This window comes from Blastococcus sp. SYSU D00820, from assembly GCF_054050695.1.
In genome coordinates this window covers 1-19,901 of record NZ_JBJGZW010000035.1, presented here as the reverse complement: position 1 = coordinate 19,901, position 19,901 = coordinate 1, and the positions used below count along the sequence as shown (strand labels likewise).

The following is a 19,901-nucleotide window of genomic DNA, read 5'->3' as shown; positions in this document are numbered from 1 at the left end:
CGCGGGGCGCGGCGGCCGGGTCAGACGGTGCTCGGGTCAGGCGGCGGTGGCGCGCAGCGGTGCGGGGGTGGTGATCTCGCTGCCGTCGGGGCGCCAGGTGCGCCATCGGCGTCGGGTTGCCGTTCGACGCGGAAGCCGGAGTGGACCGTGGTGTGGTGCCGCTCGCAGAGCAGGGCGGAGTTGTCGAGGCTGGTGGCGCCGCCGTCGATCCAGTGCACCAGGTGGTGGACGTCGCACCGGTGGGTCGGGGCGGTGCAGCCGGCGAACACGCAGGCCCCGTCCCGCGCTTCGACCGCTCGCCGCAGGTGCGGGGGGACGACGCGGGCGGTGCGCCCTACGTCGAGCGGCTGTCCGTCGGGGCCCATGACGAGGCGGGTGATCTCCCCGTCGCAGGCCAGCCAGCGGGCCCGGGCGGCGGAGATGCCGGCACCGAACCCCATCCGCCCCGCACCGCGGGATACATCGGCGGAGGCGAGGTCGGACAGCGGGATGGTCGCCAGCACCTGCGGCTTGCGGGTCCGCAGCACCGGCAGCGATCCGGACGCCAGGGCGTTGTCCACGACCTGCACCAGCGCATCGGCCTGCCGCTGAGCGCGGGTGCGCTCGTCGCCGGCGGGCCGGTCGGCCTGGGTGTGGGCCTCGATCGCGGTCTGCAGCTTCTCTCCGGCCACGGGGTCGAGCAGGCCGCGGATCGACAGGGTGCCGTCACCGTTCCTGGTCAGGTGCAGCTCGCGCAGCTCCGTGGGGTCCGGTTCCGGCCCGTCGGGGTCGAGGTTGTCGACGTACTTCTTCACCACCTTCACCAGGTCCTCCACCGGCTGGTCGATCGCCACCTGCGTGAGCACCGCGTCGATAACCGCCAGATCCACACCCTGGGCTGCCGCGGCCGCGAGCCGGGCCGGGGTCACCGCATCGGCGGCGACGTGCACCTGCTGCGCGCTCACCAACCCGGCCGCGAACGCCTCGGCCAGCGCCGGCAGGTGCTCCAGCGCCCGGCCGTTGCGCACCAGCCGCAGCGCCTCGGGCCCCGCCATTCGGCAGTGGCCCTTCAGCCACGACGTCATCGCCTTCAGCCCGTCGCGCTCGGCCGCCTGAGCCAGCTCTGCTGCCCGCACCTGACGGGTCAGCGCGGCGTCCCGCCGGTTGCGCTCGGCGACCCCGGCAGCGATCACGTCGAGGACATCGCCCCCCGGATCAACCGTCGAACACATGTACGGAGTCTACCGATCGGAGATCCGCTGAGCAAGACGAAAATGCAGGTCAGAACGGCATTGGCCGGCTGTTCCAGGGGTGTGGGTCAGCGGCTGGAGGTCGCCGTCCGACGGAGTCACTAGACTGGCCGGCACGACGGACGAGTCGGCTGGGCGGTCGCGTCGGCGGGGGAGACCCCGTCGCCGAGGAACGTCCGGGCTCCACAGGGCAGGGTGGTCGCTAACGGCGACCCGGGGCGACCCGCGGGACAGTGCCACAGAGAACAGACCGCCAGCGGTGCTGCTTCGGCAGAGCGGCTGGTAAGGGTGAAACGGCGGTGTAAGAGACCACCGCACACCGGGTGACCGGTGTGGCTCGGTAAACCCCACCCGGAGCAAGGTCGAGAAGGGACGGCGGTCCGCCGCCGTCCTGCGCAGGCGTTCGAGGGCTGCCCGCCCGATGCCTGCGGGTGGACCGCTCGAGCCTGCCGGCAACGGCAGGCCTAGATGGATGACCGCCCATCGGGAGGCCGTGAGGCACCCGAGGACAGAACCCGGCGTACAGGCCGACTCGTCCGTCGTCCGCCCCCGACCCGTGGGCAGTCCGGGGCGATCCGACGGGACGACGTCACGCAGGAGCGCCGAGCGGCGGGCGCTCGAGCACCCGAGGCCTGTACTCCACCAGCTGGATGCGGCCGTCGAAGGTCCGGTGCTCGATCATCTCGAGGGCGACGTCCGGGTAGCCGTCGTAGATGCGCTCCTCACCGGTGGCCCCGGTGATCACCGGGAACATCACGACCCGGAAGCGGTCGACGAGTCCGGCCGTCAGCAGGGACCGGCACAGGCTGACGCTGCCGATCGTGCTGAGGAGCCCCGAGCCGTCCCCCTTCATGGCGCGGACCGCTTCGACGGCGTCCTCGCGGACGAGCGTGCAGTTGGCCCACGCCAGTGGCTCCTCGAGCGACGAGGAGAACACCACCTTGGGCGCTCGCGTGAGCTCGTCGACGGACGCCTCCTCCTCGGCCCTCAACCCGTCCAGGCCGTCCGGGACCTCGCCCGCGGCGAAGCCCGACATCAGGCGGTAGGTGTTCGCTCCCATCAGGTACGTGACCTGGGGCTGCTCGCCGAGCCACGCGAGGTACTCCGGGCCCTCGACGCCCCAGAAGCCGGGCCAGCCCGCTCCCGATGCGTAGCCGTCGAGGGAGGTGATGAAGTCGACGAGCAGCTCCGACATGGCGGCGTCCTCTCCTGGGTGTCGGGAGCGTGGACCGGCCGGGAGCCGAGAAATCAGCGGCCGCGGCGGAGAGCGCTCGCTCCGGCGACCGATGAGTTCCTCGGCGCCACCCCGTCCACCTCCCGACCCGTCACGGACCAGGAGGACGCATGCGGAAGATCGTCGTGCACATGATGCTGTCGCTGGACGGCTTCTTCGAAGGACCGGACCACGACCTCAGCTGGCACCAGGTCGACGACGAACTGCACGCGCACTTCAACGAGGAACTCAGGACGAAGAGCGCCTTCATCGAGGGCCGGGTCAGCTACGAGCTCATGGAGGCGGTCTGGCCGACCGCCGACCAGAACCCGGACCTCCCGCCGGTCATGCACGAGTTCGCCGGCATCTGGCGGGCGGTGCCGAAGCTCGTGTTCTCCCGCACGCTGCAGGAGGTCGGCCCCAACGCCTCGCTGCGGTCGGAGGTGGACCCCGACGAGATCCGCGCGCTGAAGCAGCAGCCGGGCGGGGACATGACGATCGGCGGGGTCGACCTGGTCGAGACCTTCCGGCGGCTGGACCTGGTCGACGAGTACCGGCTCTACGTCAACCCGGTCGTCGTCGGCCGGGGTCGCCGGCTGTTCGAGGCCGCCGACGACCGGATGGACCTCGAACTGGTCGAGGAGCGCCGGTTCGGCAACGGCGTCGTCATGCTGCGCTACGCCGTCCGGCGGTCCTGAGACCGGGCACCGACCGGTGGGATCCCATGCGCGAGCAGCGCCGCCGCCAGCCCGGCGACGCCGATCAGCGCCAGCGCCGGGGACAGGCCGACGACCCCGGCGAGGGCACCGATCAGCGGCGGACCGCTGAAGGACCCGAGGTAGCCGATGCTGCTCACCGTCGCGATGGCCGCCGGTGCCGGCACGCCGGTGCCGTCCCGGGCGGGCGCCACGTCCGGGGCGGCGCCGAGCACGGTCGGCGCCAGCAGGGCCACGGCGAGCCCGACGCCGGTCCAGCCGGCCAGCGCCACGGCCGCGGTCGGCGCCGTCACCGCGACCGCGGTCGCGGCAGCGGCGAGGAGCCCGCAGATGCGGACGATCCGCCGGCGGCCCACGCGTCCGCTGATCCGGTCCCCGACCAGCCGGGCGAGGACGACGGCGCCGGTGAACCCCAGGTACCCGGCCGCCGCGAGCGCCGCGCCGGTGCCGTGGTCGGTCCGCAGGTGGACGGCGATCCAGGCGGTGGCGGAACCGTCGACGAGGAACGCGCAGAACGCCACCGCGCCCAGCGGCAGCAGCCGCCGGCGTCCGGCTGCCCCCGCGCGCGCGGCGGGGCCCTCGGCGCGGGGCTCCTGCACCAGCGGCACCGTCGCCGCCAGACCGAAGCACAGCACGACGACGCCGACCGCACCGAAGTGGGCCACCAGGCCGATCCCGGCCGCGGCCGCCGCGGTGGCGCCCAGGGCCCCGACCAGGAGACCGATGCCCTGCGCCGCGTGCAGCCCCGACAGCAGCGGCCGCCCCCAGCGACGCTCCAGCGCCACGCCCTGGGCGTTGAGCGCCATGTCGACCACGCTGTTGGCCACCGCCCAGAGGGCCAGGCCTGCGGTGAGCCACGCCAGGGACGGCAGCACGGCGGCCAGTACCAGCGCCGGCGCGTAGACGGCGAAGCCGATGCGCAGGCCGCGCCGGCTGCCCCAGCGGGACACCAGCGCGCTGCCCAGCGGCAGGCCCGCCAGCGCTCCGCCCTCGATGGCGAGCACGGCGAGCGCCAGGCCGCCGGGGGAGAGGTGCAGGCGCTCCTGCACCGCCGGCACCCGGCCGGCCCAGCTGGCGGCGACCACCCCGGTGCCGCAGAACGCGACCCACGTGCCCGCACGGGCCCACCGCCAGCGGGCCGGCTGCCTTCCCTCGACGTCCACACGGGAGGGGTCGCCAGGCCGTGGCCGGGCATTCATCCCATCTCGGCAGGACCGTCCTCACTTCCGCGCATACCGGCTGGGAGGGGTGTGGGGTGCTCGACGTCATGAGGCTGGCGACGCTGCGCGCGGTGCTGGTCCACGGGTCCTTCTCCGCCGCCGCGACCGCCCTGCACCTGTCCCAGCCGGCGGTGTCCCGGCAGGTCGGCCTGCTGGAGCGCCAGCTCGGCACGGTGCTGGTGCACCGCACCCGGCGCGGCGTGCGACCGACCGAGGCCGGCCGGGTGCTGCTGGCCCACACGGAGATGCTGCTGAGGGCGCTGCAGCGCGCGGAGGACGACGTCCGCGACCTGGCTGGGCTCGGCCGCGGCACCGTCCGGCTCGGCTCGTTCTTCTCCGCGCTGGTGCACCTGTCCGCCGAGCTCGCCGCCGCGCTCGGGGAACACCACCCGGGGCTGGTCGTCGTCGACGAGCTGGTCGACCGGGAGGACGCCCTGGCCGGGCTCCGGCGGGGCGATCTCGACCTCGCGCTGGTCTTCGAGCACGACGCCGGGCACGTGGTCCCGCCGGCCGGGATCGAGGTGCACCCGCTGTTCGACGACCCGCTCCGGATCGTGCTGCCCGCGCACCACCCCCTCGCCGACCGGCCCGCGCTCGCAGTGGGTGACCTGGCGGAGGAGACCTGGATCCGCGCCCACAGCGGATCGGCCGCCCGTCGCCTGGACGCCGTCCTCGCGCGTGCCGGCATCGAGCCGGAGCTGCTGCTCGCCGGTCACGGCGACGAACCGGTCGAGACCCAGGCGCTCGTCGCCGCCGGCCGCGGCGTCGCTCTCACGTACGACCTCACCGTCGTGGTCGGCCGTCACGACCTCGTGCTGCGGCCCCTGGTCGACGAGCCCGGCGTCCGGCGCGTCCAGGTCGCTGTCGTGCCCGGGCCCCGGTCCCCGGCGGTCCAGGTCGCCCTGGACACGCTGCTGGCCATCGGGGCGGCGCACCGGGCCGCGGTCACGCCGACCGCGGGGCGTACATGATCACCGCGACGCCGACGAGGCAGATGAGCGCGCCGACGACGTCGTAGCGGTCGGGCCGGAACCCGTCGGCGACCATGCCCCAGACGAGGCTGCCCGCGACGAAGACGCCGCCGTAGGCGGCGAGGATCCGGCCGAAGTGGGCATCGGGCTGGAGGGTCGCGACGAAGCCGTAGGCCCCGAGCGCGAGCACCCCCAGCCCGATCCACAGCCAGCCGCGGTGCTCCCGCACGCCCTGCCAGACCAGCCAGGCCCCGCCGATCTCGGCGACCGCGGCCAGGACGAACAGCAGGATCGAGCGGGCGACCGTCATGGCGGAGAGGGTGTCAGCGGTCGCCGTCGACCCCTCGCTCGGGGGCGGCCATGTCGCCGGTGCCGGGGGTGCCCTCGGCGAGCCCGTAGCGGAGGAAGACGGTGCCCCTCGGGCTGGTCTCCGCCGGCTGGAGGAGGGTGAGGTTGGTGGGCACGGCGCCGCTGTCGAACACCTTCTTCCCGACGCCGAGCACGACCGGGTGCACCCAGAGGTCGATGCGGTCGAACAGCTGCTCCCGTAGCAGCGTCTGCACCAGGTCCAGGCTGCCGACGACCTTGACGTCCTCGTGCCGGTCGCGGATCTCGCGCACCGCGGCGGGCAGGTCCGGGCCCAGCTGGGTGGACCCGGCCCAGGCCAGGTCGGGGGTGCCCCGGGAGGCCACGTACTTGGGGATGCGGTTGAACAGCTCGGCGATGTCGCCGTCCTCGCCGCCCTCCTGGTGCGGCCAGTGGGCGGCGAAGATGTCGTAGGTCCGCCGGCCCAGCAGCAGGGCGTCGGTGCCCTCGTACGCCGACATCACCTGCCCTCCCGCGACCTCGTCGAACAGCGGCGCCTGCCAGCCGCCGAACGGGAAGCCGCCCTCGGGGTCCTCCTCGGGGCCGCCGGGGGCCTGCCCGACGAGGTCGAGGGTGGCGAACAGCTCGATGGTGATGAGGCCCATGTCCGGCTCCTGAGGACTCGTGCGTGTCGGTCGAGGAGTGGACCGGCGGGCAGCCGAGAACTCAGCGGTGCGGGGTCCAGGGCACCAGGTCCGCGTCGCCCCGCACGTAGAGCGGGTGCCGGGGCTCGCCGGTGCGCGTGGTGCCCAGGCACAGCGGCGCGGACAGCAGCGGGGCGACGGTGCGGGAGCGCCCGTGCAGCCCGCCGTGCGCGCCCCATGCGGCGACGGTCCGCGGGGCGGCGGCGGTGAACAGCCGCAACGCCTCGTCGTTCGCCGGCCCGACCGGGTCGGCGGCGGTCGCCAGCGTCCGCGGATCGGTGTGCCGGAAGGCGAACAGGTTGACGATCACCAGCCCCGTGCGCCCACCGGCCCGGCTGCGGGCGATGCACTTCTCCAGCGTCGGGCGGCGGCGCTGCTCGGTGTCGCCGGTGGCCGGGTTCAGCAGCACCCAGACGTCGCTGGTCGCGAGGTCGGGGGCACCCCACCACCTGCCGAAGGCGTACCGGTGGCCCATGTCGGCCGAGTAGAGGTACCGCTCGGGCAGCCCGTCGGGCGAGGTGCCCGTCCGGTCCTCCAGCCCGTGCGCGGCGGCCAGCCGGGCGAAGACGTCGTCCACCCGGTCCCGATGCCCGGTCCGCGGGCCCCCGGAACGCCACGGCGGCGACCGGCCGGAGCCGCCCCCGGCGCGGAGTCGGGCGAGGGAGATGGCCACGCGGCAGGTCCCACCGGTGCCGTCCGCCCCGGCTGCCCCACCGGTCGCGGCGCGGTCCGTGTCCGGCCGGGGACGACGCGCTGACCTGCCACGATGCGCGCGGCGCCCGCCCGGGCGACGTCGCCCGTGCCGAGGAGCCCCGTGCCGGACCGCCCCGCCCTCACCCGCCGGATCGCGCTGCTCGCGGCCGCGGTGCTCGCCGTGGGGCTCGGCCCCGCGGCCGGCGTCGCCGCCGCCGCGCCGGCCGGCACCGTCACCCTCACCGAGTGCACGGAGGGCGCGTTCCGCCAGGCCGTCCGCGACGCTCCCGACGGCGGCGAGGTCGCCATCACCTGCGACGGCACGATCCTGCTGACGCCGGAGGGTGGCAGCACGGTGATCGTGGAGAAGACGCTGACGATCAGCGGCACCGGAGCCGACGTCACCATCGACGGCGGCGAGCGGACGTCGCTGTTCGTCGTCCAGAGCGGGCCGGACGTCCAGACGGTCGAGGACCTCCCGACCCTGACCCTCCGGGACCTCACGCTCACCCGGGGCTTCTCGACCGACCAGGGGCACCCCGGCGGCGGCGCCGTGTGGAGCCTGGCCAACCTGGTCGCCGAGCGCGTGACCTTCGACGACAACCACGCCTACAACCGCGGCGGCGCCATCCTGGCCGACGGGCACGGCTCCCTCACGGTCGTCGACAGCACCTTCACCGGCAACACGGTCACCTGCCCGACGGAGTCCTCGGGCGGCGGCGCGATCGCGGTCCGCCAGAAGCAGCAGACGACGATCACCGGAAGCACCTTCACCGGCAACGCCGCGCTCGGCATGGCCGCCGGTGGAGCGGTGCTGGCCTACGTCTCCAACCTGGGGTCCGGCCTGGCCCTGGAGCCGCCGCCGGTGCCCTTGCAGCCGCACCTGCTCGGCGGGCCGCTGGTGATCACCGGCAGCACGTTCACCGCCAACGCCGTCTACGTGCTCGGGCTGCCCCGCCTGGACCGCGTGTACGGGGGCGGGGCGATCGCCGCCCTCGACCACCCGCTCACGCTGTCGGGCTCGCGGGTCGAGGGGAACTACGTGGGGGAGACCTACGTCGGCTACGGCGCCGGCGTGCTGGCCGCCTCCATCCGCGACACCGAGACGACGGTGGTCGACAGCGAGATCGTCGGCAACGTCCTCCAGGAGCAGTTCGGCGGGCTGCCGGTCAGCGGCTTCGGCGGCGGGCTCGCGCTGCTGGGCACCCGGGCGACCGTCGACGAGACGCTGGTCGGCAGCAACACCGCGCTGTTCGGCGGCGGGCTGTGGACCCGCGCCGGGTCGGTGACCGTGCAGAACTCCGACGTCGACGACAACACCGCCGGCGCGGCCTACCCCGGCGACGAGACCTTCGGGGGCGGCGTGGCCACCCACGGCCCCCTCACGCTCACCAACGTCCAGATGATCGGCAACGCCGGGGGCACCTGCCGCGTCCTCGGCGCGACGCCCCGCGGCGAGGTCGTCACCGACGGCGGCCGCAACGACGTCGACGGCGCCGGCAGCTGCTTCCGCCTCCCGGTGCCGGCCACCCCGCCCGCGGCCACCGGCGGCCTCACCGCACCCGCCGGCCCGACGGACACCGGTGCGCCGACGACCCTCTCCGGCTCCGGCTTCGCGCCCGGCGCGCGCATCACCCTGGTCGGCTATCCGCTCTCCGGCACCGCCCCGGCCGTCGCCGCCGGCACCGCCGCGGCCACCCCGCCGCCGGCGCCGGTGGACCTCGGCGCGGTGCCGGCCGACGCGACCGGCGGCTTCACCGCTGCCCCGGTGCTGCCGGCCGCCGGCGTCTGGCAGCTGGTCGCGCTGGGCCTGCAGCCCGACGGCGGCACCGCCGTCCTGTCCGCGCTCGTGGTGGTCACCGCCCCCGGCGTGCCCGTCCTCCCCGTCGTGACCGGGGAACCCGCCGGGGCCACCGTGCCGGCCGGCGCGCCGGTGACGCTCACCGCGGCGGCCGTCGGGTCGCCGGCGCCGGCGGTGCGCTGGCAGGTCTCCCGGGACGGCGGCGCGACGTGGACCGACGTCGCCGGCGCCACCGCGACGACGCTCACCACCTCCGCCGACGGCGGGACGACCCTCTACCGCGCCGTCTTCACCAACGCGGCGGGCAGCGTGCCGACGACGCCCGCGACGGTGACCGGCACGGTCGCGGGCGGCCCGCCGTCCGGCGCGGGGCCGGGCGGCACCGCCACCGCGGGGCCCGGCGGCGCGGCGTCCCGCGCGACGGGCGGCCCCACGGCCGCCGGGCTCGCCCTGACCGGCGTGGACGCGCTGCCCGTCGCCGGGGCCGGCGCGGCCCTGGTGCTGGGCGGGGTGCTGCTGGTGCTCGCCGGCCGGCGCCGGCGGGTCAGCCGCGGCCGGTGACGCTGCTGCCGGCGTTCCGCGGCAGGCGCAGCGCCTCCACCACCGGCACCAGGAGCGGGACGGCGAGCAGCACGAACGCCACCCGGTACGGCGCCGGCGGCTCCGCCGCGAGACCGGTGGCGGCCGCCAGCGGGTCGCCCAGCCGCACGAGCAGCGCGCCGACCGCCACGCCGAGCCCGGCGCCCAGCTCCTGCAGCGTCGAGTAGAGCGCGTTGGCCGAGGTCATGCGCGCCGGCTCGACGTCGGCGAAGGCCACGCTGTTGTAGGCCGAGAAGCCGATGGACCGGGTGGCGCCGCTGAGCACCAGCAGCGCCACGGTGAGCGGCAGCGGCGTGGTGGCGCCGAGGGCGGCGATGCCGGCCAGGCAGACCGCCGACCCGGCGAGCGCGCCGACCAGGACCGGGCGGATGCCGAACCGCCGCATGAGGGGCGTGGTCGCCGGCTTGATCGCGATGTTGCCGACGAACAGCGCGATGACGACGGCGCCGGCCTCCGCGGCGGTCCAGCCGAAGCCGAGCTGGAAGAACAGCGGCAGCAGGAACGGGATCGCCACGATCACCGCCCGGAACAGCGAGCCGCCCGAGGCCGACAGCCGGAACGTGCGCACCCGCAGGATGCGCAGGTCCAGCAGCGGCCGGCGGGCCCGGAGCAGGTGCCGGACGGCGGCGGCCAGGGCGACCACCGCGATGCCCAGCGCGACGGACAGCACCAGCGCGGACGGGGACCCGCCGCCGAGTGCCTCCAGACCGACCACCAGCGCGGCGACGCCGACGGCGGTGAGCGCCACGCCGCGCGCGTCGAGCGGCGTGCGCTCGGCCCCGCGGACGTCGGGCACCAGCCGGCGGGCCAGCACCCACCCGAGGACGCCGAGCGGCAGGTTGACCACGAAGATCCACCGCCATCCCGCGTAGGTGGCGAGCAGCCCGCCGACGGCCGGTGCGAGCACCGGGGCCACCAGTGCCGGCCAGGTCAGGTAGGCGATCGCCGTGATCAGCCCGGACTTCGGCGTCGTCCGCAGCACCACGAGCCGGCCGACGGGCACCATGAGCGCCCCGCCCAGCCCCTGCAGCACCCGGGTGGCCACGAGCACCGGCAGGTTCGGCGCCAGGGCGCAGCCGGCCGAGGCGAGGGTGAACAGCGCGATCGCCAGCAGGAACACCCGGCGGGCACCGAACCGGTCGGCCAGCCAGCCGCTGACCGGGATGACGACGGCGAGGGTGAGCACGTAGGCGGTGACCGCGAGGTTGACGTCCAGCGGCGCGACGCCGAGGTCGGCGGCGATGTGCGGCGCGGCCGGGGCGATCACCGTGCTGTCGAGGAACTCCATGAACATGCCGCCGGCGACCAGCAGTGCCAGCCGGCGGTCCCAGGACGGCGGCTCCCCGCGGTCCGTGGCGGCGCCCGGTGGTCCGCCCACCCCGTGGCCCGGTGCGCTCATCCGCGGACGGTCTCCGATCCTGGTCGACTGCGCCTGCAGTCTCCCAGTGCCGGTTGCCCCGATACTCGGGGGAGCCGCCCCCGCCCGGGGCGCCCGGAGGAGGGAGCGCCGTGCCCGAGGGCCCGCTCGTCGTCCTGGCACCCGACACGTTCAAGGGCTCCCTGGCCGCGCCGGAGGTGGCCGCCGCCCTCGGCCGGGGCCTGCGCCGCCGGCTGCCCGGCGTCCGGCTGGTCGAGCGGCCGGTGGCCGACGGCGGCGAGGGCACCGTCGACCTGCTGCTGCGGCACGGCGCCACCCCGGTGACGGTGCCGGTGCACGGCCCCACGGGCGCCCCGCTGCCGGCCACCTACGCGCTGCGCGGCGACACCGCCGTCGTCGAGATGGCGGCTGCGGCGGGCCTCGGGCTCCTGCCGGAGGGGCCGGACGACACCACCGCGCGGACGGCCTCCACCGCCGGCGTCGGCGAGCTGGTCGCCGACGCCCTGGGCCGCGGCACCCGGCGGATCGTCGTGGCGGTGGGCGGCAGCGCCACCACCGACGGCGGGGCGGGCCTGGTCACCGCGCTCGGCGCGCGCATCGCCGACGCCGACGGCCGGCCGGTCCCGCCGGGCGGCGCCGGCCTGCTGTCCGCGGCCCGGCTGGACCTCGCCGGTCTGGACCCCCGCCTCGCCGCGGTCGAGGTGCTGGTCGCCTGCGACGTCGACAACCCGCTGCTCGGGCCGGAGGGGGCCGCCGCGGTCTTCGGGCCGCAGAAGGGCGCCGGGCCGGCCACGGTCGCCCTGCTGGACCGCGGGCTCACCCGCTGGGCCGACCTCGTCGCCGCGGCGACGGGGGAGGACCTGCGCGACCGGCCGGGCGCCGGTGCCGCCGGCGGACTCGGCTTCGCCGCCGCGGCCCTGCTCGGTGCCCGCATCGTGTCCGGCGTCGAGTACCTGCTCGACGTCACGGGGTTCGCCGACGCCCTCGCCGGTGCCGACCTCGTGGTCGTGGGGGAGGGCTCGCTGGACGCGCAGAGCCTGCGGGGCAAGGGGCCGGTCGGCGTCGCGGTCCGTGCCGCGGCCGCCGGGGTGCCGGTGGTCGCCGTCGCCGGCCGGTGCACGGCGCCGGCGGCGGAGCTGCGCGCGTCCGGCATCCGGGCGGTCCACGCGCTGGCCGACCTGGAGCCCGATCCGGCGCGGAGCATGGCGCAGGCGGCGGAGCTGCTCGAGACGGTGGGCGAGCGGGTGGCGGAGGAGCACCTGGCCCTGCAGACGGAACGCGACCGGATCGGATACCCCCGCCCGACCAGGTGAAACCTGCCGATCCGTGCGGATTTCGTTGACATCCGCTGACGGAGCGTGAACGGTGCCAACGCCACCATCCGGCGCGGCCTCCCCGAACGGCTGCCCGGAGGAGGCGCCGCTCACTCACGGTGAGGACGAGCGGAGCGGTCCCGGTTGCCCGGCCGAGGCCGCACCCCGCCCGTCCCCCGGCTCCTGCCGCCTCGCCCGAAGGTCGTCCCGATGCCATCTGCCGTCGCCCAGGCTCCCCGCCGAGCCCGGCGGGCCAGCTCCGCCGTCCTGGCCCTCGCCCTGTCCGCCGGGATGGCGGTGCTCGGGCTCGCCGTCCCCTCGGTCGCGCAGGCCGACAGCGCGCCCGACGCGGGGGTGCCGGCCACCGTTACCGCCGACGCGCTGGGCACCGTGCAGGTCAACGGCGTCGTGTGGTCGATGGTGACGGTCGGCAACACCGTCTACGCGACCGGCAGCTTCAGCCAGGCCCGGCCGGCCGGTGCCGCGCCCGGCACCCAGCAGACGCCGCGGGCGAACCTGCTGGCCTTCAACCTCACGACCGGCGCGCTGGTCACGAGCTTCAACCACACCCTCAACGGGCAGGGCCGCACGATCACGGCGTCCCCGGACGGCTCCCGGATCTACGTCGGCGGTGACTTCACCACCGTCGACGGCGTCGCCCGCGGGCACATCGCCGCCTTCAGCACCGCGACCGGTGCGCTCATCACGACCTTCGCGCCGACGTCGAACAACGCCGTCTACGCCCTGGCTGCCACCAACACCACCGTCTACGCCGGCGGCAACTTCACCACCGCCGGCGGCCAGAGCCGCACGCGGCTGGCCGCGTTCAACGCCGGCAACGGCGCGGTGACCTCCTGGGCGCCGACGGCGAACAACACCGTCCGCGGCCTGGCGCTGACCCCCGACGGCAGCCGGGTCGTCCTCGGCGGCCAGTTCGACACCGTCAACGGCACCTCCGCGGTCGCGGTCGCCTCGGTGAACACCGCCGGGGGCGACACCCGCACCTGGAACCTCGGCATCACCAACGCCGGCGACGCCGGCGGCGCCTACAGCCTGCGCATCTGGGGCGGCGTCGTCTACACGACCATCTACGGCTTCCAGATCGGCAACCACGAGGGCACCGTCGCGCTGGACCCGTACACCCTGGGCCTGGTGTGGATGAACGACTGCCACGGCGACCCGTACGACACCTTCGCCACCGGCGGTGTCGTCTACACCGCCGGTCACCCGCACGACTGCGAGACCTCGGGCTACTTCCCCGACCAGTCGCCGACGGTCTGGAAGCGGGTCATCGCCAACACCGTCGCCCCCACCGGCACGCTGGCGCCCACCACCAAGACGCCGCGCTACACCAGCTGGACCGGGCGCCCCCACCCGGCGCTGCTCAGCTTCTTCCCGACGCTGAACGCCGGCACCTACACCGGCCAGGGCCAGGGGCCCTGGGCGCTGACCGGCAACGCCGACTACCTCGTCATGGGCGGCGAGTTCACCAACGTCAACGGCACCGCCCAGCAGGGCCTGGTCCGCATGGCCAGCAGCGCGATCGCCCCCGACCGCCGCGGCCCGGAGCTCACCGCGGCCCAGATGCGGCCCAACGCCCTGTCCAACACGGCCGGGCAGGTCACCGTGCGGTGGCCGTCGTCCTGGGACATGGACAACGAGAACCTGACCTACCGCGTCTACCGCGGCAGCGCGACGACGCCGGTGCACACGGTGACCGTCAAGTCGCAGTGGTGGAACCGCACCTACCTCGAGTACACCGAGAGCCTCCCGGCCGGGTCCACGCCCTCCTACCGCGTCACCGTCAGCGACCCGATGGGCAACACGGTGACCAGCACCCAGGGCAACACCGTGACCGTCGCCGGTGAGACCAGCGCGTACGCCGCCGCCGTCCTCGCCGACGGGCCCGCGCAGTACTGGCGGCTCGGCGAGACGACGGGCACCACCAGCTACGACCAGGTGGGCACGGTCAACCTGACCGAGGGCACCGGGGTCACCCGTGGCGTCACCGGCGCCGTCCCCGGCAACGCCGCCATCGGCACCAACGGCACGGCCAACGGCCGGGCGGTGACCACCTCGACGGTCACGACGCCGACGCGCACGTTCTCGGTGGAGACCTGGGTGCGCGCCGACGCCGGCGCCACCGGCGTCATCGCCCAGTTCGGCAACTCCGCCACCGCGGCCAACACCAGCGCCGACCGCGGGCTCTACGTCGACAGCGCCGGCCAGCTGACCTTCGCGCTGACCCGGCAGACCCAGGCCGGCACGACCTACACCTCCGTCCGCAGCCCGGCGGCGATCACCGACGGCCAGTGGCACCACGTCGCCGTCACCGTCGGCACCGGCGGGACGACGCTCTACGTCGACGGCGCCCAGGTCGCCGCCAACCCGGCCATGACCTCGGCCAACGGCCGCCTGGGCACGGCGTACTGGATGTTCGGCACCGGCACCCTCGCCGGCTGGCCGAACGCGCCGGCCGGCGCGTCGCTGACCGGCTCGCTGGACGAGGTCGCCGTCTACAACGGCACGCTGACCGCCGCCCAGGTGGCCGCGCACCGTGCGGCGGCCACCGGCCAGCCGCCGGCCAACACGCCGCCCACGGCGTCGTTCACCTCCGCGGTGACCGGCCTGCAGGTGGCCGTGGACGGCACCGGCTCCACCGACGGCGACGGCACGGTCACCGGCCACAGCTGGAACTGGGGCGACGGCTCGGCGCCGGACACCACCGCCACCGCGTCGCACACCTACGCCACCGCGGGCACGTACACCGTCACGCTGACCGTCACCGACGACGACGGCGCGACGGGCACCCTCGCCCGCAGCGTGACCGTCGCCGCCGCGACGAACGCCGCCCCCACGGCCGCGTTCACCTCGACGGCCACCGGCCTGACCGCCGCGGTCGACGGCACCGGCTCCGCCGACGCCGAGGGCCCGATCGCCGGGTATGCCTGGAACTGGGGCGACGGCACGCCGGTCACCACCGGTACGACGCCGACGGCCTCGCACACCTACGCGACGGCCGGCACCTACACCGTCACGCTGACCGTCACCGACGGCGCCGGGGCCACCGGCAGCACCACCCGCCAGGTGACGGTGACCGCTCCGCCGACCACCGGTGCGGCCTTCGCGGCCGACGCCTTCGGCCGTACGGTCACCGGGGGGCTGGGCACCGCCGACCTCGGCGGCGCCTGGACCGTCTCGGCCGGCGCGACCCGGCAGGCGGTCGGCAACGGGGTGGCGACCCTGACCACCGGCGCCGGCAACAACAGCGGCTCCTACCTCGGCAGCGTCTCGCAGACCTCCACCGACCTGACCGCGCGGCTGACGCTCAACCAGGCGCCGACCGGCAGCGGGGCGACGTTCTACCTCGCCGGCCGCCGGGTCGGGTCCGCGCAGTACACGCTGCGGGTCCGCTTCCTGGCCGGCGGTGCCGTCCGGGTCGGCGTGGTGGCCTGGCCGAACTCCTCGACCGAGACGCTGCTCGGCGCCGAGGTGGCACTGCCCGGCACCTACACGCCGGGCACCGCGCTGAACCTGCGGTTCCAGGTCTCGGGCACCGGGACGACGAAGCTCGACGGCCGCGTGTGGACCGGTGCCACCGAGCCCACCACCTGGACGGTCAGCCGCACCGACGCCACCGCCGCGCTCCAGGCGGCCGGCGGCATCGGGATCTCGGCCTACCTGTCCAGCAGCGCGACCTCCGCGGTGACCTGGACCGTCGACGACGTCTCGGCCCGGCCGGTCGCGTGAGTGCACCCGAGACGCCCCGGCGCGGCCGCAGGGACCTGCTGCTGCGCCGGGTGCTCCCGGCCCTGGTGGCCGTGCTGGCCGTCGTCGCGGTCGTCCTCCTGACCCGCGGCGGCGGCGAGGACGACGACCCGGGTCCGGTCGCGGCGTCCTCCGGTCCGGCGGCGACCTCGTCGGCGCCGGTGACCGACGAGCCGGGCGGCACGACCGCCCCGCCGCCGGAGACCTCCGCCCCGGTGACCCAGGAGCCGGCGCCGTCGGTGGTGCCGCGCGAGGGCGTCGACCCGGCCGAGCGCACCGTCACCGCCGCCCCGGCGCCGTTCACCGCGCCGGCCAGCTGGTCGGACGGGGCGACCGTGCGGCTGGTCGAGGCGCGCCAGCAGGTCACCGCGGGCTCCGGCCCGGGCGAGCTCGCCGGCCAGCCGCAGACGGTCTTCCGGCTCGAGCTCGTCAACGGCTCCGCCGGCCCGCTGGTCCTCGACAGCGTGGTGGTCACCGCCACCTACGGGGCCGACGACGTCGCGGCCGGCCCGCTCTACGACCGCGAGACCGCCGACTTCGGCGGCACGCTCGCGGCCGGCCAGACGGCCGCGGCGGTGTACTCGTTCGCGATCCCCAGCGACCAGCTGGGCGACGTGACGCTGTCCGTCGACGTCGACGGGCGGCACTTCCCGGCGGTCTTCACCGGAGCCGTCCCCGTCTGATCCTGGACAGGCGTGGTGCAACCATGGTTGCATCAACGCGTGGCCGGGGAGTGGGTGATGCTGAGCTACCGGCTGCCCCGGGAGCCCTCGGGGCCGCGCACCACGCTGTGGCGGCGGCTGCGCCGGCTGGGCGTGGCCCAGCTGGCCGACGGCCTGGTGGCGCTGCCGGCCGACGCCCGCACGCGCGAGCAGCTGGAGTGGCTGGCCGAGGACGTCGTCGCCGCCGACGGCACCGCGGGCGTGTGGCTGGCCCGCCCCACCACGGCCGCCCAGGAGCGGGAGCTGGCCGCCGGCATGGCCGCCGCCCGCGCGGCCGAGTACCGGGCGCTGGCCGCGGCCGCGGCGGCCGCGCTGACCGAGCCGGACGCCGAGCGCGCCCGCGCCCACCGCCGGCTGCGCACCGAGTGGCGGGCGGTCCAGCGGCGCGACTTCTTCCCGCCGCCGGAGCGGGAGGCGGCGGCCGCCGCGCTGCGCGAGCTGGCCGTCGCGGCGGGGGAGCGGGTCCGATGAGGTGGGCCACCCGCGCCGGCGTGCACATCGACCGGGCCGCCTGCGCCTGGCTCATCCGCCGGTTCCTCGACGGTTCCGCGGAGTTCGTCTTCGTCGACGACCCTGCCGACGTGCCCGCCGACGCCACCCCCTTCGACATGCGGGGCGTCGCGCTGGGCCACGTCGGCGGCGACTGCTCCTTCGAGACCATCCTGCGGGTGTACGAGGTCACCGACCCGGTGCTCTGGCAGATCGCCGAGATCGTGCACGAGGCCGACCTCGACGACGGCCGGTTCGACGCCCCCGAGGCCCCCGGGCTCGACGTCCTGCTGCGCGGGCTGTCGATGACCGGCACCGACGAGCACACCCTCGCCGTCTCCGGCCCGCTGTTCGACGGGCTCTACGAGTTCCACCGCCGCCGTCTGCTGCTCGGCCGTGAACCGGCCTGATCCCGGAGGTCCCGTGCCCGACCCGACCGACCTGCAGGCCGCGCCCGCGCCGGCCATCCCCTTCCGCACCGCGGTGCGGGCCTGGTTCCTGATCTCGCTGCAGACCTTCGGCGGACCGGCCGGCCAGATCGCGGTCATGCAGCGCACGCTCGTCGACGAGAAGCGGTGGATCGGCCAGCGCCGGTTCCTGCACGCGATGAACTACTGCATGCTGCTGCCCGGCCCCGAGGCCCAGCAGCTCGCGACCTACGTCGGCTGGCTGCTGCACGGCACCCGCGGCGGGCTGGTGGCCGGCGGGCTGTTCGTTCTGCCCGGCGTGCTCGCGCTGCTGGTGCTGTCGGCGGTGTACGTGGCCTTCGGCTCCACGGTCGCGGTCGCGTCGCTGTTCGCCGGGCTGGCGCCGGCGGTGGTCGCGATCGTCGTCCAGGCCGTCGTGCGCGTGGGCAAGCGGGCACTGGCCCGGCCGGCGCTGCTGGCGCTCGCGGCCGCGGCGTTCGTCGCGCTGGCGGTCTTCGGGGTCCCCTTCCCGGTCGTGGTGGCCGCGGCCGGAGGAGTCGGGTGGGCACTCGGGCGCTGGCGCCCGTCGGCCCTGCCGGCCGAGAAGGGCGGCGGCCCGGCCGACGACGGCCCGCCACCGGTCGTGCCCGACGACGTGCTGCACACCGAGGCCCCGTCGACGCGGCGCACGCTGCGGGTGCTGCTCGTCGGCCTGCTGCTGTGGAGCGCGCCCGTGGTGGCCGTCGCGCTCCTCACGGGGGCCGGCAGCGTCTTCACCGAGCAGGGGCTGTTCTTCTCCGGCACCGCGGTGGTCACCTTCGGCGGCGCCTACGCCGTGCTCGCCTTCGTCGCCCAGCAGGCGGTGTCGGTGTACGGCTGGCTGGCGCCGGGGGAGATGGTGCGCGGGCTGGCGCTGGCCGAGACGACGCCCGGCCCGCTGATCATGGTGGTGCAGTTCGTGGCGTTCCTCGGGGCGTACCGCGATCCCGGCGGCCTCGATCCGTGGGTGGCCGCGGTGCTGGCCTCGCTGCTGGTCACCTGGGTGACGTTCGTGCCGAGCTTCCTGTTCGTGCTGCTGGGTGCCCCCTACATGGAGCGGCTGCGCGGCAACCGGTCGCTGTCGGCGGCGCTGACCGGCATCACCGCCGCCGTCGTGGGGGTCATCGCGAACCTCGGCGTCTACTTCGCCGTGCACACCCTGTTCGGCGAGAGCGACCGGTACGGCTGGGGCCCGGTCTCGCTCGAGCTGCCGGACCTCTCCTCGCTGCGGCCGGTCGCGCTCGGCATCGCCGTCGTCGCCGCCGTCCTGCTGTTCCGGCTGCGCTGGTCGGTGCTGCGCACCCTCGGGGTCTGCGCCGTCCTCGGCGTCGTCGCCGGTCTCTCCGGCCTGCCGGTGACCTGATCGGGCGCTGGCCGGGTTGCCCGGCGGGGCGCGCCGGCTGTGCGAGGGTGTCCGCCGTGCCCGCTCCCGCCGCCCCTCCCCGGTGACCGCGCTCGTCGCGGCCCTCGCCGGCGTGGCGGGGCTGGGAGCCGGCGTGCTGGTCAACCGGGCGGCCGGCCGTTTCCCCTGGCCGTCGCCGGCACGGCCGGCCGACGTCCTGGCCGGCGGCCGGACCGCCGCCCGCCCGCCCTGGGTCGAGGCCGGGACGGCGCTGCTGTGCCTGCTCACCGCTGTGGGCATCGGGCCGTCCTGGGCGCTGCCGGCCTACCTCGTGGCCGCCGTCGCCGGCGTCCTCCTCGCCCTGGTCGACGCCCGGCACCGGCTGCTGCCCGACCGCGTCGTGCTGCCCGCGACCGCGCTGACCGCGGCACTGCTGGTGCCGGCCGCCGCGGTGGAGGGCGCCTGGCCGGCGCTGGTCCGCGCGCTGCTGGGCGGGCTGGCCCTCTTCGTCGTCCTGCTCGTGCTGGCCCTGGCCGCGCCCGGGCAGCTGGGCATGGGCGACGTGAAGCTGGGCGCGCTGCTCGGCCTGGTGCTGGCCTGGCCGGGGTGGCCGGTGCTGCTGCTCGGGGTGGCCGCCGGCTTCGTCGTCCAGGCCGTCGTCGCGCTGGTGCTGCTGGCCGCCCGCCGGATCACCCTGCGCGGGCACCTGCCCTTCGGCCCGGCGCTGCTCGCGGGTGCCGCCCTGGCGATCGGGCTGGGCACGCTCGGCTCCTGAGCGTCGGTTCCCGCCCCTCCGGGCGACCGCACGTCCAGCCCCCGGCCGGGGGACAGCGGCCGGTCACGCGCGGCGAGCGGGCCGCGGTTCCGCCGTCCCTCCGGGGGGGGGGGGGGGGCCGGGGGGGTGGGCGGGGCGGCAGCCGGCCGAACCCGGTCCCCACCCGACTCCCCAACCCCCACCGCCCGGTCCGCCGATCCCGCCGAGCCGGCCCC

General features: G+C 76.0%; 17 protein-coding genes and 1 other RNA gene. 11 read left to right on the top strand and 7 right to left on the bottom strand.

The genetic code is table 11. From position 1 onward, the window contains the following. Positions 1–20 precede the first annotated feature (20 nt). Positions 21–1,211, bottom strand: coding sequence for a DUF222 domain-containing protein (locus ACI79R_RS22835; RefSeq protein WP_456575979.1), 1,191 nt, complete (start codon positions 1,209–1,211; stop codon positions 21–23). 141 nt (positions 1,212–1,352) lie between these two features. On the opposite strand from ACI79R_RS22835, the gene rnpB reads away from it, so the two are divergent. Beyond that, positions 1,353–1,768: RNase P RNA component class A (gene rnpB / locus ACI79R_RS22830), an RNA gene on the top strand. 50 nt (positions 1,769–1,818) lie between these two features. Here the strand turns inward: rnpB and ACI79R_RS22825 are convergent. Continuing rightward, positions 1,819–2,424 carry a dihydrofolate reductase family protein gene (locus ACI79R_RS22825; protein ID WP_456575978.1) on the bottom strand — a complete coding sequence of 202 codons (606 nt, stop codon included), beginning with the start codon at positions 2,422–2,424 and terminating at the stop codon, positions 1,819–1,821. Positions 2,425–2,573: 149 nt separating this feature from the next. On the opposite strand from ACI79R_RS22825, the gene ACI79R_RS22820 reads away from it, so the two are divergent. After that, positions 2,574–3,140, top strand: coding sequence for a dihydrofolate reductase family protein (locus tag ACI79R_RS22820; protein ID WP_456575977.1), 567 nt, complete (start codon positions 2,574–2,576; stop codon positions 3,138–3,140). Here ACI79R_RS22820 and ACI79R_RS22815 read toward each other — a convergent pair. Further along, on the bottom strand, positions 3,119–4,321 hold the full coding sequence (locus ACI79R_RS22815) for an MFS transporter (protein ID WP_456575976.1): 1,203 nt from the start codon (positions 4,319–4,321) through the stop codon (positions 3,119–3,121). The two genes, ACI79R_RS22820 and ACI79R_RS22815, sit on opposite strands and share 22 nt — an antisense overlap. Positions 4,322–4,425: 104 nt before the next feature. Here ACI79R_RS22815 and ACI79R_RS22810 point away from each other — a divergent pair, with 104 nt between their 5' ends. Then, positions 4,426–5,349 (top strand): LysR family transcriptional regulator, encoded by a 924-nt coding sequence (locus ACI79R_RS22810; protein WP_456575975.1) that lies wholly within the window; start codon positions 4,426–4,428, stop codon positions 5,347–5,349. On the opposite strand, the gene ACI79R_RS22805 is transcribed toward ACI79R_RS22810, so the two are convergent. From ACI79R_RS22805 to ACI79R_RS22795, 3 genes are all read right to left on the bottom strand, one after another. Further along, entirely contained in the window at positions 5,324–5,659 is a 336-nt protein-coding gene (locus tag ACI79R_RS22805; protein ID WP_456575974.1) for a YnfA family protein, read from the bottom strand. The two genes, ACI79R_RS22810 and ACI79R_RS22805, sit on opposite strands and share 26 nt — an antisense overlap. Positions 5,660–5,672: 13 nt before the next feature. After that, positions 5,673–6,320, bottom strand: a complete 648-nt coding sequence (locus tag ACI79R_RS22800) for a dihydrofolate reductase family protein (RefSeq protein ID WP_456575973.1) — start codon at positions 6,318–6,320, stop codon at positions 5,673–5,675. A gap of 61 nt (positions 6,321–6,381) precedes the next feature. Then, a complete protein-coding gene (locus ACI79R_RS22795; protein WP_456575972.1) occupies positions 6,382–6,936 on the bottom strand; it encodes a DUF1643 domain-containing protein in 555 nt (184 codons plus the stop codon). Between the two features lie 237 nt (positions 6,937–7,173). On the opposite strand from ACI79R_RS22795, the gene ACI79R_RS22790 reads away from it, so the two are divergent. Beyond that, complete coding sequence (locus ACI79R_RS22790) at positions 7,174–9,414, top strand: hypothetical protein (RefSeq protein WP_456575971.1); 2,241 nt, start codon at positions 7,174–7,176, stop codon at positions 9,412–9,414. On the opposite strand, the gene ACI79R_RS22785 is transcribed toward ACI79R_RS22790, so the two are convergent. Continuing rightward, entirely contained in the window at positions 9,398–10,852 is a 1,455-nt protein-coding gene (locus ACI79R_RS22785; protein WP_456575970.1) for an MFS transporter, read from the bottom strand. The genes ACI79R_RS22790 and ACI79R_RS22785 overlap by 17 nt on opposite strands. 110 nt (positions 10,853–10,962) lie before the next feature. Here ACI79R_RS22785 and ACI79R_RS22780 point away from each other — a divergent pair, with 110 nt between their 5' ends. The 7 genes from ACI79R_RS22780 to ACI79R_RS22750 all read left to right on the top strand — a co-directional run bounded on the left by ACI79R_RS22780 (position 10,963) and on the right by ACI79R_RS22750 (position 19,686). Continuing rightward, complete coding sequence (locus ACI79R_RS22780) at positions 10,963–12,144, top strand: glycerate kinase (RefSeq protein WP_456575969.1); 1,182 nt, start codon at positions 10,963–10,965, stop codon at positions 12,142–12,144. A 210-nt stretch (positions 12,145–12,354) separates the two neighbouring features. After that, positions 12,355–15,894, top strand: a complete 3,540-nt coding sequence (locus tag ACI79R_RS22775; RefSeq protein ID WP_456575968.1) for a PKD domain-containing protein — start codon at positions 12,355–12,357, stop codon at positions 15,892–15,894. Next, positions 15,891–16,595, top strand: coding sequence for a hypothetical protein (locus ACI79R_RS22770; RefSeq protein ID WP_456575967.1), 705 nt, complete (start codon positions 15,891–15,893; stop codon positions 16,593–16,595). The genes ACI79R_RS22775 and ACI79R_RS22770 overlap by 4 nt, the downstream gene beginning before the upstream one ends. Positions 16,596–16,634: 39 nt before the next feature. Then, positions 16,635–17,105 carry a Chromate resistance protein ChrB gene (locus tag ACI79R_RS22765; RefSeq protein ID WP_456575966.1) on the top strand — a complete coding sequence of 157 codons (471 nt, stop codon included), beginning with the start codon at positions 16,635–16,637 and terminating at the stop codon, positions 17,103–17,105. Beyond that, entirely contained in the window at positions 17,102–17,533 is a 432-nt protein-coding gene (locus ACI79R_RS22760) for a chromate resistance protein ChrB domain-containing protein (protein WP_456575965.1), read from the top strand. Before ACI79R_RS22765 ends, ACI79R_RS22760 begins: the two co-directional genes overlap by 4 nt. Before the next feature lie 13 nt (positions 17,534–17,546). Beyond that, entirely contained in the window at positions 17,547–18,932 is a 1,386-nt protein-coding gene (gene chrA / locus ACI79R_RS22755; protein ID WP_456575964.1) for a chromate efflux transporter, read from the top strand. Between the two features lie 82 nt (positions 18,933–19,014). Next, the gene (locus ACI79R_RS22750; RefSeq protein ID WP_456575963.1) at positions 19,015–19,686 is read left to right on the top strand and encodes a prepilin peptidase; all 672 of its coding nucleotides are present in this window, start codon (positions 19,015–19,017) and stop codon (positions 19,684–19,686) included. The last annotated feature ends 215 nt before the right edge of the window (positions 19,687–19,901 follow it).